The 13,487-nt window shown below is 59.4% G+C and carries 14 protein-coding genes; 2 read left to right on the top strand and 12 right to left on the bottom strand.

Going from position 1 to position 13,487, the window contains the following annotated elements; all coding sequences use genetic code 11:
* Positions 1–63 precede the first annotated feature (63 nt).
* Both WDM24_RS05400 and WDM24_RS05395 read left to right on the top strand, forming a co-directional pair.
* Complete coding sequence (locus WDM24_RS05400) at positions 64–924, top strand: helix-turn-helix transcriptional regulator (RefSeq protein WP_338830675.1); 861 nt, start codon at positions 64–66, stop codon at positions 922–924.
* A gap of 282 nt (positions 925–1,206) precedes the next feature.
* Positions 1,207–2,067, top strand: coding sequence for a helix-turn-helix transcriptional regulator (locus tag WDM24_RS05395; protein ID WP_338830674.1), 861 nt, complete (start codon positions 1,207–1,209; stop codon positions 2,065–2,067).
* Here WDM24_RS05395 and WDM24_RS05390 read toward each other — a convergent pair.
* The 12 genes from WDM24_RS05390 to WDM24_RS05335 all read right to left on the bottom strand — a co-directional run bounded on the left by WDM24_RS05390 (position 2,064) and on the right by WDM24_RS05335 (position 13,287).
* A complete protein-coding gene (locus tag WDM24_RS05390) occupies positions 2,064–2,768 on the bottom strand; it encodes an ABC transporter ATP-binding protein (protein ID WP_414645686.1) in 705 nt (234 codons plus the stop codon). The genes WDM24_RS05395 and WDM24_RS05390 overlap by 4 nt on opposite strands.
* 7 nt (positions 2,769–2,775) lie before the next feature.
* Entirely contained in the window at positions 2,776–3,501 is a 726-nt protein-coding gene (locus WDM24_RS05385) for an ABC transporter ATP-binding protein (RefSeq protein ID WP_338830672.1), read from the bottom strand.
* A complete protein-coding gene (locus WDM24_RS05380) occupies positions 3,498–4,535 on the bottom strand; it encodes a branched-chain amino acid ABC transporter permease (RefSeq protein ID WP_338830671.1) in 1,038 nt (345 codons plus the stop codon). Before WDM24_RS05380 ends, WDM24_RS05385 begins: the two co-directional genes overlap by 4 nt.
* On the bottom strand, positions 4,519–5,391 hold the full coding sequence (locus tag WDM24_RS05375; protein WP_338830670.1) for a branched-chain amino acid ABC transporter permease: 873 nt from the start codon (positions 5,389–5,391) through the stop codon (positions 4,519–4,521). The genes WDM24_RS05380 and WDM24_RS05375 overlap by 17 nt, the downstream gene beginning before the upstream one ends.
* Positions 5,388–6,617, bottom strand: a complete 1,230-nt coding sequence (locus tag WDM24_RS05370; RefSeq protein ID WP_338830669.1) for an ABC transporter substrate-binding protein — start codon at positions 6,615–6,617, stop codon at positions 5,388–5,390. The genes WDM24_RS05375 and WDM24_RS05370 overlap by 4 nt, the downstream gene beginning before the upstream one ends.
* A gap of 60 nt (positions 6,618–6,677) precedes the next feature.
* Positions 6,678–7,232, bottom strand: a complete 555-nt coding sequence (locus WDM24_RS05365; protein WP_338830668.1) for a flavin reductase family protein — start codon at positions 7,230–7,232, stop codon at positions 6,678–6,680.
* Positions 7,233–7,290: 58 nt separating this feature from the next.
* Positions 7,291–7,650, bottom strand: coding sequence for a VOC family protein (locus WDM24_RS05360; protein ID WP_338830667.1), 360 nt, complete (start codon positions 7,648–7,650; stop codon positions 7,291–7,293).
* Positions 7,651–7,676: 26 nt separating this feature from the next.
* The gene (locus WDM24_RS05355; RefSeq protein ID WP_338830666.1) at positions 7,677–9,545 is read right to left on the bottom strand and encodes an AMP-dependent synthetase/ligase; all 1,869 of its coding nucleotides are present in this window, start codon (positions 9,543–9,545) and stop codon (positions 7,677–7,679) included.
* A 2-nt stretch (positions 9,546–9,547) separates the two neighbouring features.
* Positions 9,548–10,327 (bottom strand): enoyl-CoA hydratase/isomerase family protein, encoded by a 780-nt coding sequence (locus tag WDM24_RS05350; protein WP_338830665.1) that lies wholly within the window; start codon positions 10,325–10,327, stop codon positions 9,548–9,550.
* A gap of 12 nt (positions 10,328–10,339) precedes the next feature.
* Positions 10,340–11,494, bottom strand: coding sequence for an LLM class flavin-dependent oxidoreductase (locus tag WDM24_RS05345; protein ID WP_338830664.1), 1,155 nt, complete (start codon positions 11,492–11,494; stop codon positions 10,340–10,342).
* 260 nt (positions 11,495–11,754) lie between these two features.
* Positions 11,755–12,522, bottom strand: coding sequence for a creatininase family protein (locus WDM24_RS05340; RefSeq protein WP_338830663.1), 768 nt, complete (start codon positions 12,520–12,522; stop codon positions 11,755–11,757).
* A complete protein-coding gene (locus WDM24_RS05335; protein WP_338830662.1) occupies positions 12,523–13,287 on the bottom strand; it encodes an enoyl-CoA hydratase/isomerase family protein in 765 nt (254 codons plus the stop codon).
* Positions 13,288–13,487 lie beyond the last annotated feature (200 nt).

Here is a 13,487-nt window from a genome sequence, read left to right as displayed (position 1 = left end):
ATCAGCTGGCGAGACTAAGTGATCTTGCCAAATCATCGCTAAATCGAGACAACTGGATACACGATGTCTAAACTGCAGTTTCCGGCATTCGATCCGGACGATAGTACCCTGCCCGCGATAGCGGCGAGGATTGACATCTCGGAAAATGAAATCGAGACGCCCGTCCATCGCCATCGCAAAGGACAACTCGTTCTGGCGCTTCGCGGCGGCGTCGTATGCGACGTGCCTGGCGCACGTTGGATGGTCCCACCGACGTCCGGGGTCTGGATTCCAGGCGGTATGCTTCATAGCAACCGGGCAACCACGAATGCGCAGATTTGTTTTCTTTTCGTAGAACCGGCTGCGGCGCAATTGCCCGACCGATGCTGTACGTTGTCCATCAGTCCAATGATACGTGAGATGATCTTGCAACTCGCGGTCATGCCAGGTGACTATTGTGCCGACAGTCATTGCGGTCGTCTCGCAAGGGTGCTCCTTGATGAGCTGATCGACCGTCCGGTGGAAAACCTGTCGCTACCAATCTCTCGGCACCCAAAGCTTCGATTGATCGCAGACACCCTAACCAATAGCCCGTCCGATCGAACTACGCTCTCCGGATGGGCTGCCCGATTGGCCATGAGCGAGCGATCGCTTTCGCGTTTGATCGACCGGGAAACGGGCCTCACATTCGGACGTTGGCGGCAGCAGCTCCATATCTTGGTGGCATTGCGAGAATTGTCTGGAGGCTCCTCGGTGCAACGAGTGGCGTCTACACTCGGCTATGATTCAACGACTGCTTTCATCACCATGTTTAAGAAGGTTCTCGGAAAATCGCCGGGGAAGTACTTTCAAGATCGGCTGGAGCCCCACAGCTCAACCCGGCACCCGTCTCCCGAAAAACAAAAGAGGTCTCTGGAACTGCAACTGGTGAGGTCTGCTCGTTGAATTTCGATGTGACGGTGTCTCCTGAGGACAGATCGTCCATGGGTTGTGAGGAAAGCGACGAGTCGATTTGACCGTGTGGACTATAGAGTTTGGCGAATTCCAGCATTCATTGCCGGCAGATCCGTCTGTCGACGGAAGTACAGGCAACAGGGAGCGCATTTCAGCTGGCCGCGGCCCCGCCGGGAAGCTATGCTTCCATCGGAATGTCCTTGCGGGCCGAGCTAACGACCGGCCGCTCACGATGTGGAAGGTTGAATCTCGGGACCCAAGCGAGCGAACGTGATGCAGACATCCGCTGCCGACGATTTCGATGGCCTGCCGAGGCTGAAACTTCCTGATCTTCGGATCAATTATACTCCCGTCGATCCCGATTACTTCGATCGGCCCGTCGTCTCCATTTGCATCGAGACCAGGCAGAACGACGATGAGCTGCCGTTGCACTCGCACAAGAAGGGTCAGTTGGTCGTCGCCTCGCGTGGATCCGTCATGTGCCGTTCGCCGGGCGGACTCTGGATCGTGCCTCCCCAGGGGGCCGTCTGGATACCCGGCGGGGTGCTGCACAGCAATTGCGTGTCCGATTTCGGGAAGATTTTTGTCGTTTTCATCGAGCCGTCCGCAAGCAAGCTTCCCGATTTTTGCTGCACGTTCACGATATCGCCACTCGTTCGAGAGCTGATCCATCGTCTCGCGGCATTTCCGCCCCTCTATCCGATCGAAGGACCAACCAGCCGGCTCGGCCGCGTCCTTCTCGATGAGCTGGTGCAGATGTCGACGGAGCAGATGTACCTTCCGATCTCCCAGGACGGCCGGCTACAGCAGCTCGCAGCCTCGCTGTTGCACGAGCCCGGAGACCGGAGCACGCTCGACGAATGGGCCGCTCGTTACGCGATGAGCGAGCGCACACTGGCGCGCCTGATCGTGAAGGAAACCGGAATGACGTTCGGTCGCTGGCGACAGCGGCTCCACATATTGGTTGCCCTGCAGCGCCTGTCTGCAGGAGCGTCTGTCCAAACAGTCTCGCTCGACCTCGGCTACGAATCTCCGAGCGCCTTCATTACGATGTTCAAAAAGACCTTGGGAAAGAGTCCGCGGCGCTTTCTCGCGGAGCGCGCTCAAATGACCGGACTTCAACCCTTCGACTAAAGCCCCAGATAGGCGCGCCTTACATTCTCATTGGAAAGCAGGTCTTTTCCTGTTCCCTCGAGAACGACGCTTCCATTCTCAAGAACATAGCCGCGATTTCCGATCGAGAGGGAGCTTGCCACGTTCTGCTCGACGAGGAAGACCGTGATCTTGTCATCGTGCAGCTTCTTGACGACGTCGAACATCACGGCCGTCAGCACGGGTGACAGTCCGATCGACGGTTCATCGAACATGATCATCTCTGGTTCCGACATCATCGCCCTGCCGATGGCAACCATCTGTTGCTCTCCTCCCGAGAGCGTTCCTGCCGACTGCCGTCGCCGTTCATCAAGGCGGGGAAACATTTCATAGACCCGCCGCAAATTGGCGCTTCGGCGGCCCCGCGCTCGCTTCAACGATCCTCCAATCAGTAGATTGTCCTCCACAGAGAGATTCGGGAAGACCTCCCTGCCTTCGGCGACCTGGGCAATGCCAAGCTCACAAATTTCCCAGGGGGGCATACCCGTGATATCCCTGCCCCGCCAAACAATCCGCCCGCTTGTCGGGCAGACGATGCCCGCGATGGTGCGGATCAAGGACGTCTTTCCCGCGCCGTTGGCTCCTATGACGCAGATCAATTCTTCCGCCTGCACGGCGAGCGACACACCGTTCAGGGCGGTCGATCCCGCATAGCTCACGTTCAGGCCTTCGACGGTCAACACGGGTTCTCTAGCCATGGAAGCCGCCCCCAAGGTACCCGGCCAGAACCTCGGGATGCCTCACGATATACTCGGGACTTCCTTCCGCTATCTTCGCGCCGTGATGCAGAACGACGACGTTCTCCGCCGCCTCCATCACGATGCGCATGACATGTTCGACGAGCAGGATCGTCAGTCCGCGCTCTACCAAGCGACGAAGGACCCGAACGACGGCCGTCGCCTCAGTCGGGCGGAGCCCGGCCATCACCTCGTCAAGCAGCAGCAGGCGCGGACGCGTCGAGAGCGCCTTTGCCGTTTCAAGCATCTTTCGATCGGGAAGCGTCAGTTGACTGATAGACGCATTGGCCTTCGATGCGAGCCCAACCGTATCCAGCGTCTCGAAGGCGGCTTCTCTTGCTTCCGAGACCTTTCTGGTCCAGCTAAACGCGCCGACCATTGCGTTTTCCAACACCGTCATATCGCGCATCGGTCGGACGATCTGAAACGTCCGCCCGATACCCAAACGGCAAATCGCTTCGGCGCATTGTCCGGAAATCGTTCGTCCTTCAAAGCGGATCGTGCCAGCAGTCGGTCGGAAGGCCCCGGCTATCATGTTGAAGCAGGTCGTCTTGCCGGCTCCATTAGGGCCGACGAGCGCCGTGATGGAACGATCTTTCAAGCTGAAGCTTACGTCGTCGACCGCGAGCAAGCCGCCGAAGCGTTTCGAAACGCTGTTAAGTTCGAGCAGCGCCGTCATTGCCTGACCTCCTGGGCCTGGACAATCCGGGTGCGAATCGACCGCACTTCCTTCCGTGATCCGAAGCGGCCGACCACGGCCGGCCACACGCCATCCGGCAGTAGCCAGACGACAAGGATGAGAACAAGGCCGTAGGCAACGTTATTCAATCCAGGGAGACCAATGGTGTCGCTGAAGGAGCTCATCAGATGGTCCAGAGGGATTATGATGAGCGCTCCGACCGGCGGGCCGAATGCGGTGCCTAATCCACCTACGATCGGCCCAATCAAGACGTCGACTGAGATCCCCATTCCCATGATCGAGTCGGGGAAAATCGATCCCTGGACCAGGGCCAACAGACCGCCTCCGACCGCAGCCCAGGCGCCGGAGATCGACACGACCAGGACCTTATGAATGAAGGTCTTCACTCCAAGCGCCCTGGACGCATCTTCGTCATCGCGCATGGCGCGCCATACATACCCTAGGAAGGACTTCCTGATCAGCGCCGTTACGCTTACACCGGCCACAACGGCGGAGAGCGCAACAAAATAATAGAAGCGAGCGCCCCCGCGTAGCATCAGCAGGGAAATCTCGCCGGACTGCGCCGGAAAGAACAGGCCCTGCATTCCGCCCACGAAATCCCAGCCGCCGAACATCACTCGGGCAAACTCAGCGGCGGCGATCGTCAACAGGCCGAAATATATTCCGCGAACCTCGAAGCGAAAGCTCAACCAGGCCAACGCAGCCCCCACCGCGCCGGCGATCATCGCTCCCACGAGCAGTCCCAGCCAGGGGCTGAGACCATACTTGATATCTAGCACCGCAACGGAATACGCGCCGATTCCGACGAACAGGGCGTGGCCTATCGATAGCTGCCCGCCCAGACCGAGCATCAGGCTCCAGGATTGCCCGATGAAAGCGAAAAGGAACACGATGGTCAGCAGCGACACCAGGTATGAATTGCTCGCCGCGCCAAGCAGCGCGAGTACTGCGAACACGGCTACACCGCCCGCCGCGGCGGTGACGTCGGGGCGAGACTCAGACTTCTTTTGCACCGAAGAACCCTCTTGGCCGCAGAATGAGCACCACGATCAGCAACGCGTACGACAAGGCGGTCTTCATGGAAGGTGCGAACATGAGTGCGGCGACGGCCTCGGTCACGCCGATCGTCAAGCCACCGATCAGAGCCCCGACGAAGCTTCCAAGGCCTCCGACGATGACGGTCACGAACGCCAGCAGCGTAAAATCGATCGCGAGATACGGCTGTGCGTCGAACAGCGGCGAGATCATCGCGCCCGCGAAGCCCGCGCACGCAGTGCCGATCCCAAATGTGATCGCATATATTTTGGGGATTGGGATTCCGACGATCAAGCCACCAAGTCGATTGTCGGCCGCCGCGCGAATGTACCGACCGAACAAGGAGTATTTGAGAAATGCGGCCAGAGCCAAGATCAGAACAGTCGTGGCACAGGCAGCCTGCAATCGCGCCAAGTCGATCCGAATGCCTCCTACGGATATCGTTTCAAACGACAATTGCGACACGGATGGCCGCGGATCCGGTCCGAACCAGAGAAGTTGGATCCCCGTGAACAGGAGCGAGATGCCGATGAACAGGATGAACTGCACATGATGCGGCCGGGTGACGAACCGCTTCACCACGACGCTTTCGAGGCAATAGCCGAGAGCGAACATCAGAATGGCGGCCAATAGTGCAGCCAGGATCGTCGGCATGCCCCACCAAAGTCCGGTGCAGTACCCGACATATAGGCCGAACACCACCATCGCGCCGTGGGCAAAGTTCACGACCCTGATCACCCCGAAGATGATGGTGAGGCCGAGTGCGATCAGTCCGTAGACCAGGCCGATCAGAGTTCCGCTTATGACAACGTTTGCCCAGAGCAGCGCCATCATCGGGCCTCGAACGGCTTGAGCGGATATTGCAGAGTTGCATCGGCGATCGTGCGTGGCGAAATGACCTTCGGCGTTCCGCCTTGCCCCTGCAGCATGGTAACGGCACTATTGATGTTCTGTACGTTCTCGTCGAACTTGATCCTGCCGCTGTACATCAGGATCGGATCCAGATCGGTCTTCTTGAGGGCGGCATGGATTTCCGAGGAGACCGACGAATTCGCCCGGACGACAGCGTCGGCAACGATCTGGACCGCCTCGAAGGCACATCCGGAATTTGCGTCCAGCCACTCATTTGGATAACTGGCCTCGAAGCCCTTGATGATTGCGGCGGTATCCGGAGCCTTCGGGTTGTACCAGACAGTCGAAAGGATGGCGCCGTCCCCATATTTGCCGAGCGCGTTGTAGTACGCCTTGTCTTGAACGCCGTTTGAGTTCGGCGAGAAGATCAGCTTGGGGTTCCAGCCCTGTTTGATGCATTCGCGGGTGATCATGATGGCGTCGTTGACCCGCGTCACGGACACCAACGCGTCCGCTCCGGACGCTTTTGCCTTCGCGACTTCCACGGAGAGATCCCGCGCCTTTTCGTCGTAGGGAATGTATTCGGCGATCTTCAGCGGCACATCGACCTCTTTCCAGGCCTGATCGATGCTCGCGGCTGTGGATTGCCCCATCGTATTGTTGAGGTGCAGCACGGCCGCGGTCTTCGGAGGATTGTCGACGCTTGAGAGGATCGATTTTAATTCGAGCAACGACTGCCGAACGATCGTCAGCGACGTCGGATAGAAACGGAAGACCTGGGTGAATCCTTGCGACGTGACCTGGGTGGCGCTCGCAATGTGCACCACCATCGGAACCTTGGCAGCTTCGGCTGCCTGGAGGGCGGAAATCGTCGCGCCCGAATCCCAGGCTCCAATCAGGACAGTGCAGCCCTGCCTGATCAGGTTATCCGCGGCGATGCGGCCGTTTTCCGGCTTGCTCTGCGTGTCCGCGTGAACGATTTCCATATCGACGCCGAACCGCTCCTTGGCGAATTTGGCGCCGAGGTTGATTCCGCGCACGCACGCCTGCCCCGGAAAGGCCAGCACACCGCTGCTGGGCATGATCGAACCGACCTTGACCGTGCGGAACGAGGCGCCCGCTTGCCACGGCATCAAGCCCGCGGCGAGACCAAGCCCGGCCCCAAGAACGATGCGTCGCGTCGGATCCTTGCCGAAGATATTCGCCATCTGCTTTCCTCCCTCGCTGCCAAGTAGTGGTGTGCAATGATCGCTTCTCCCGAAGCAGGCTCAGCGACCTGCTTCGGGAAGCACTTGCGGAATCGCGAACCTGCCGTGCCGGTAAATGAGCCCGTCGTGATTGTCCTGATGGACCTCGCCCAGGACCGCACCGAAGAACACCGTGTGGGTTCCCACCGGATGCATGCCGATGACCTGGCAATCGAAGCTGCACAGCGAACCGATAAGGATCGGCGAACCGGATACCAATTCCGCCCACCTGCCGTCGCTGAAGCGGATCTCCCCCTTGCTTCCATCAAGCCCTGCGAACCGTTCTGCGAGGTCCACGTGGCCCGCAGTCAACAGGTTCCAACCGAAGCATCCGGTCCGGACGATCGTGTCGTGAGCGCCGGCCGACTTGTTCACGCAGACCAGGACGGTCGATGGGTCGACTGACAGCGATGATGCGGCCGTAACCGTCAGGCCGTGGCGTTCCGGCGCGCGGCCTGATGTCACGATCGATACGCTCCCGCTGACGTTTCTGAGCGCTGTCTTGAAGGACGCGCCGTCGATCAGTCGAGCTCCCTCGAGCCCCATGGTCGGGTCGGCCGACATCACCTGGTTCATCACGTCTGGCTCCGCGAAATGGCGTCGAGGCTTCGGCAAAATCCCTGTGCGCATCATGCTATCCATCCGCTTTGGCAGCTGCCTGGAAGAACTGGATGACGTTGTTCTCGGGATCACGAACCTGCGCCACGCGCCCGTGACTGCCCATGTCTCGAACGGGAGCAATGAGCGTCGCGCCCGCTGCAACGGCACGATCGAGCACCGGCTCGAGCTGCTCGACTTCAAACACCACGACCGCATTTGCAGATGGAGTAGAGGCAGACTCTTCAAGTCCGGCGACGCAGAAGGCCGCACCTTCCGTCCGGAACTGGATCCAGCGTTCACCATCCGCGAAGCGGACGGTGAGGCCCGAATTCGCGTAGAACTCCGCAAGCCGCGCCGGTTGAATGGCAGTGAGATAGACGTGCTTTACCTTCATTGTGCAGCGATCCTTTCCGCCCCCGGCTAGCCAACCTGCGCCTTGATCAATTTCTCCTCGGATTCGTCATAGAGCGTGTCGATCAACGCCTGATATCGCTCCATCAGTTGCTTGCGGCGCTTCTTCCGCGTCGGCGTCATGACGCCATTCTCCGGAGAGAGCTCTTCGGGAAGAATCCGGAACGCCTTGATCTGCTCGGCGCGCGCGAGGCGATTGTTCGCCTTTGCGACCTCCGCTTCAATCATCCGGATGACGATCTCTGATTTTGCGAGGTCCGCGTATTGCTTGATATCTGCATCCCGCGGCCTGGCCCAATCCATCGTCGCGGTGGCATCGACTTCGATAAGGGCCGTCAGGTATTTCTTGCCCTCGCCAATGACAGCCGCCTCGGAGATATACGGGCTCTGGCGAATCTCATTCTCGATCTGGGTCGGGCTGACCGACTTCCCGCCGGACGTGTTGATGATTTCCTTCTTCCGATCGACGAGTTTGAAGTTTCCGTCCTGCGCGACTTCGGCGATATCGCCCGTGTACAGCCACCCGTCTCGCAGAGAGGATCTGGTTTCCTCCGGCTTGTTCCAATAGCCGGTGAACAAACCCGGTCCTCGAACGATCATCTCGCCGTCTTCCAGCACGGCGGTTTCCCAGGCCGGATCCTGAACGGGAATGCCCACGCTGCCGGCCTTCGGCCAGTCCACCATTTGGACGAGATTTCCTCCCACCATCTCGGTCTGCCCGTAACACTCCTTGAGATTTAGGCCCCAAAGCTGCCAAAGCGTCATGACTTCCGACGGCATTGGAGCGGAAGATGTGTAGGCGATCTTCAATTCGTCGAAACCGACCTCCGCCAACAGCGGGCCGAAGATGTGCCGGCGACATGCGGCGAACAGATCGCTGAGATACTGGTCCGGAGCCCGCCCTGCCTGGCGGTCATCGAGCGCCTTGCGCGCGATCCGCATCGCCAGCTGGTAGTCTTTCCTTTGCTTGGCGCTGGCAGAGTGGACCACGCTGAGGATCTGGGTTGCGAATCTCTGGTAGAAGCGAGGGGGAGCCATGTAATACGTCGGCTTGGCTTCCCGGATCGTCTGGGCGAATTCCGCGGTCGTTTCCCCGAAATGGGGAACGGCTCCAGACAGCAGCGGCAATGTGGTTGCCTGCGCTCGTGCAACCGTGTGGGACATCGGCAAATGAACCACGAGCCGCTGAGTTTCCGTCCGAATTGTCGGATGGAATGTCGTCTGCACGTGTCCGCCGGCGAGCAACGACAGGTGGGTCAGCATCGCCCCTTTCGGATACCCGGTCGTACCCGACGTGTAGCCAATGCTGGCCAGTTCGCCCGTCTTGGTAACGGCGATCTGCTCGCGAAGGAATGCGTCGCAATCGAGCGAAATCGCCTCGTAGAATTCGGCAAACGAGACAACGTTGCTCGCTCTGAGTTCGCCGCTCCACGACGGATCCATCACGACAATTTTCTCGAGCGCTGCGGCCGTGCTGGCCGCAAGCAGCGTTCGCAACTGCGTCTCGTCTCCCACGAAAGCGAAGCGGGCTCCGGAATCACCGAGATAGTAGTTCACCTCCTCGACTGATGACGTGAAATACACGCCCACGGTCACGGCGCCGGCGCACATGGTCGCCATGTCGGCGAGCAACCATTCCTGGGACACGTCGCCCATGATGGCGACGCGGTCGCCACGCGCGAGTCCCGCCCGCTGGAGAGCACCCGCCAATCGGCATACCTTTGTCGCATAATCCTGCCACGACACCGATATCCATTCACCGGCACGCTTCTGGCGGTATGCGACGGCGGTTGGCCGCTCGATGCGTCGGGCTTGCAGAAGCTGCGGAAGGGTCACCGAAGCCAACTGCGCGCCCGACGTGATGGACGCTACGTTCATGTTCACCGCTCCGCGAAACGCCTGCGCTTCTCCGCAAAGGCCGCCACCGCCTCGCGACGCTCGGGCGTGGCGAACGTAAGGGTCTCCAGCGCGGTGGAGGTATCGAGCAGGAGATGGGTGAACTCTTTGACGATCTTGTTTACCGAATACTTCGTCCAGATGATCGCTTCTCGCGGCCCGCTCGCCAGCATTTCCGCATATTCGATGGCGACCTCGCGAACGTCCCGGTCGGAAACCGCTTCATTGATCATGCCCATCGAAACAGCCTGTTCCGCGGACACGAAGGCGCCCGTCATGAGATAATGCTTGGCGCGAACCGGACCGATCAGAAGCGGCCAGATCACCGCGCCACCGTCACCCGCCACGACGCCGGCCGTGACATGAGTATCCGCAAATCGGGCGGTCGACTGGGCAAAGATGACATCGCACATCAGTGCGAGCGTCGCGCCAAGCCCGACGGCCACGCCATTGACCGCGGCGATAATTGGAGCCTCCACCTCCAGCATATTGCGAACGAGGTGGCGTCCGCCACGGGTCGGCGACGGGATCGGGCTTTTGTCGAGGGTCTTTTGGTCGCCACCTGAGCAAAAGCCGCGTCCGGCTCCGGTCAACACGATCGCCCGGACGGATTTGTCCCGATCGAGATCGACGAACACTTGCTCGAGCTCGTCATGCATGTCCCAATTGATCGCATTGAGGATCTCGGGACGGTTCATCGTCACGACCGCTACACCACTCGGGCGTTTCTCGATGAGGAGATATTCGTACTTCGATTCTGACATGGATCTGTTCCTTTAAACTGCCTTCCTCGAAGGCTCGGAGTTCTGCGGCCGCATTGCCCGGATCTTGTCGAGAATTTCCTCGGTCGGTCGGACAACGTTGTTATTGTCGTTGAAGTGCGGGATCACGTAGCGCCCGACCATGTCGATCGCCTCCATGATCTTGTGATGCGGCACCGAATCCAGGTGGAGGAGCACCTCGTCCACACCGAGCGCTTCGTACATCTCGAGCTGACGAATGACGGTATCGGGACTTCCGCATACGGTCGTGGCGGAGTGATTCAGGAGGTAGTCCCAATCCCGTCCGGCCCGCTCCATGGATGGAACGCTCTCGCTCATGTAGGCATAATCGTCTGCAAGCTTGGCCAGGCGGGGATAGGCGTCCGTCGAGATTCGCGCGTAGTGCATGAGCGGTTCGGCGTAATCGTCCTTCGCCTTTTCATCCGTGGGTCCGATGCCGAGGAAGAGCGGAATGCCTATTCGAGGACGTTCGAGCGGGCCCTGCTCGTCACGCTTCCAAGCCTTGCGATAGGCGTCGAGCAGCTTCTTCTGGACTTCCCAGCCCTGGTAGATCGAGTGGCTCATCACGGCCAAACCTTCGGAGCCCGCCCAGTTGTGGCTGCGCTCGCTGGTTGCCGCTATGCCGATCACCGGGTACGGCTTCTGGACCGGCTTCGGCACAAGTTGACGCGGAGGGATCTGATAGAATTTGCCCTCGAAGGTGAAAATGTCTTCCCGCATGGACTTGCGGAGAAGCGCGATACCTTCTTCCATCTGCGCGAGAGTTTCAGACGGATCGACATTGAATGCCCGCATGGCAATCGTCGTATTTGCGCGACCGCCATAAAACTCCATGCGACCGTGCGAGAGGATGTCGGTGACCGCCAGACGCTCTGCGGAGCGTAGCGCATGATTGATGCGCTGGGGCATGAGGGTGACGGCAGAGCGCAGCTTCACGCGCGATGTCACCGCTGCGAGGTACCCATAGACGACCTCGGGTGCGGAGCTGGAGATGCCGCCGAGTGCGACATGCTGCTCCGAGAGCGCCACGCAATCGAAACCCACCTTTTCGGCGAGGCGAACCTCATCAACAAGTTCATGAAGTCGCCGGGCATAGCTTTGCCCGACCTGAGTCTCCTGCTCCGACCAGAACCCAAATTTGAGTGCCATTCTGCTGTCCTTCCGGCGTACTTGATGGACGAAACAATGTTACAGATCGGGCGAAATTTTCCTCCGAAGACAGCTCGCCGGAGCACGACTTTCGCAATTTTGTGCGGTCCGAACGGCGACCTGGTCAATCGCAGCAGCACGAACCGATTTCGCGTTGTGGCACGCTGAGCCGGCCGTCAGCAGTGCGCAAGTCTTCAGACGAACTTCTCCGTTCGCCCGGATGCGCATGTCTCGAGCCGGATTGAAGAATGCCGTTGACGTCAGGCCTGGAACGCGTCGACCAGGAGGCTGGCTATGCGCTCAAGGCAGCTTTCGCCAATCGCAACATTCGAACCACGAGGATCTCCGAGGATCCCGTTCTGTGTAACGGAGGAAATCCCGTTCTTCCACATCAGCTCAAGCTGATGCTGGGAGAGCAAACCGATGTGGCCCGGTTCGAAGCGATCGATGCGTACGCTGTCGGGACGAATCTTCATCATCAGTGACGTTTCGGCGATGTCGGCGTGTCCTCCTACCGCGGCTTCATCCCCGCCGGCACTGGAGACCGCTTCCCGCCACTCGTTCAGCCACGCCTCGGAATCGACGAAAGCATCGATCCGTGCTCGCCCTTCAACGCACCCGCGAAGGCGCGGCAGCATGTCCCGGAGGACCGGGAAGTTGCCGATATGGCCGGAGAAGAAGATGATCCTGGAAAAGCCGTGCCGCACCAAGCTGGTACAGTAGTCCGAGCACACCGCCTCGAGCGTTTCGGGACGTATCGATATGGTGCCGGGAAACGTGAGATGATGGGAAGAGCAGCCAACCCTTATTGTCGGTGCAATGAGCGTTCGACCGAGGCGGCGGGAGACCAAGATGGCAAGGGCTTCCGCATGGTCTGCATCCATGCAAAGCGGCAGATGGGGTCCATGTTGCTCCACCGCTCCGCAGGGAACGACGACAGTGTCGAATCCGCTCGTCAGAGCCGTCGAGATATTCTCGAATGTCATGAGTTCCAGGCGCAGATCGCCCATCCATTCCGGCTCGCTCATTCAGACCTTCTTGTTTTTCGCCAGAAAGCGGGCTCTGGCTTCGGCAGAAATCTCCTCGTCCAGATACGCCGGCAGATCCGCTATCGTCATGTCGTCGAGTTCACCATCACTCATCTGAGCGGTCAGATTCAAGGAACGCTTGATCGCGGCGAACAGCTTTCTGTCCTTACTTCGGAGATCACGGCAAATCGATCGGGCTCTGTCGATCACCTCGTCCGTGTCAACGACTTGATCGACTGCTCCAAGTCTCAGAGCCTTTGACGCGTTGATCAACTCTCCCCAATACAGCAGCTCCTTTGCAGCCTTCTGGCCAAGAATTCGCGCCGCTTGACGCATGCCCTTTACAGCGGGAAGCAGCCCATGATTGATCTCCGGAAAGCCGACCTGGCACTCGGGATTTGCCACCACGTGATCCGCGTGTAGCAAAAACTCGAACGCTCCCCCCACGGCGTAACCCCGAACAGCACAAACGAGCGGGCTCGGGTATTTTTCCATTTCACACAGCAGCGCGTGAAACATCCTCAACCGCGGCGTTGCCACCTCGACGGTTGCGACCTCCTTGATGTCGCCGCCGGCGCTGAAGAAGCGATCTCCGCGTCCCGTCAGGACGATACCCGGCGGCATCTCATCTCGTGCGAAGGATTGAATTTGGTCGAGAAGGATGGAGATCAGATCAATATTCAGCGCGTTTGCGGGCGGACGATTCATCGTCATCACCGCCACGTCGGCTTCGCGCTCTATGAGCAGAATGTCGGAGCTTGCCATGCTTGCAAGCTAGCCGGAATCTCCCTTCGCAGTCTGCCGAACTGGCTCGTCATTTTGAAGTACGGCAACACAAATATTCGCCACAGCTTCCGTAATCCGCAGGTTCTGCCGTTCCGGCGTAGATGCACTTGTTCTATCTGAGGTCGATTCTACCCACAGTTCCAACGTTTGATAAGCAACGTGCGGCGCGGAGCAGATTG

It is taken from the genome of Bradyrhizobium sp. 27S5, assembly GCF_037217225.1.
In the GTDB taxonomy this organism is placed as follows: Bacteria; Pseudomonadota; Alphaproteobacteria; order Rhizobiales; family Xanthobacteraceae; genus Bradyrhizobium; species Bradyrhizobium septentrionale.
This window is presented reverse-complemented; position numbering and strand designations above follow the sequence as displayed.

What these genes read in the sequence shown, in the direction of transcription:
- WDM24_RS05355 (WP_338830666.1), bottom strand. Translation starts at nt 9,545, where the DNA reads ATGAACGTAGCGTCCATCACGTCGGGCGCGCAGTTGGCTTCGGTGACC.
- WDM24_RS05395 (WP_338830674.1), top strand. Translation starts at nt 1,207, where the DNA reads ATGCAGACATCCGCTGCCGACGATTTCGATGGCCTGCCGAGGCTGAAA.
- WDM24_RS05400 (WP_338830675.1), top strand. Translation starts at nt 64, where the DNA reads ATGTCTAAACTGCAGTTTCCGGCATTCGATCCGGACGATAGTACCCTG.
- WDM24_RS05370 (WP_338830669.1), bottom strand. Translation starts at nt 6,617, where the DNA reads ATGGCGAATATCTTCGGCAAGGATCCGACGCGACGCATCGTTCTTGGG.
- WDM24_RS05375 (WP_338830670.1), bottom strand. Translation starts at nt 5,391, where the DNA reads ATGATGGCGCTGCTCTGGGCAAACGTTGTCATAAGCGGAACTCTGATC.
- WDM24_RS05335 (WP_338830662.1), bottom strand. Translation starts at nt 13,287, where the DNA reads ATGGCAAGCTCCGACATTCTGCTCATAGAGCGCGAAGCCGACGTGGCG.
- WDM24_RS05360 (WP_338830667.1), bottom strand. Translation starts at nt 7,650, where the DNA reads ATGAAGGTAAAGCACGTCTATCTCACTGCCATTCAACCGGCGCGGCTT.
- WDM24_RS05385 (WP_338830672.1), bottom strand. Translation starts at nt 3,501, where the DNA reads ATGACGGCGCTGCTCGAACTTAACAGCGTTTCGAAACGCTTCGGCGGC.
- WDM24_RS05350 (WP_338830665.1), bottom strand. Translation starts at nt 10,327, where the DNA reads ATGTCAGAATCGAAGTACGAATATCTCCTCATCGAGAAACGCCCGAGT.
- WDM24_RS05365 (WP_338830668.1), bottom strand. Translation starts at nt 7,232, where the DNA reads ATGAACCAGGTGATGTCGGCCGACCCGACCATGGGGCTCGAGGGAGCT.
- WDM24_RS05340 (WP_338830663.1), bottom strand. Translation starts at nt 12,522, where the DNA reads ATGAGCGAGCCGGAATGGATGGGCGATCTGCGCCTGGAACTCATGACA.
- WDM24_RS05345 (WP_338830664.1), bottom strand. Translation starts at nt 11,494, where the DNA reads ATGGCACTCAAATTTGGGTTCTGGTCGGAGCAGGAGACTCAGGTCGGG.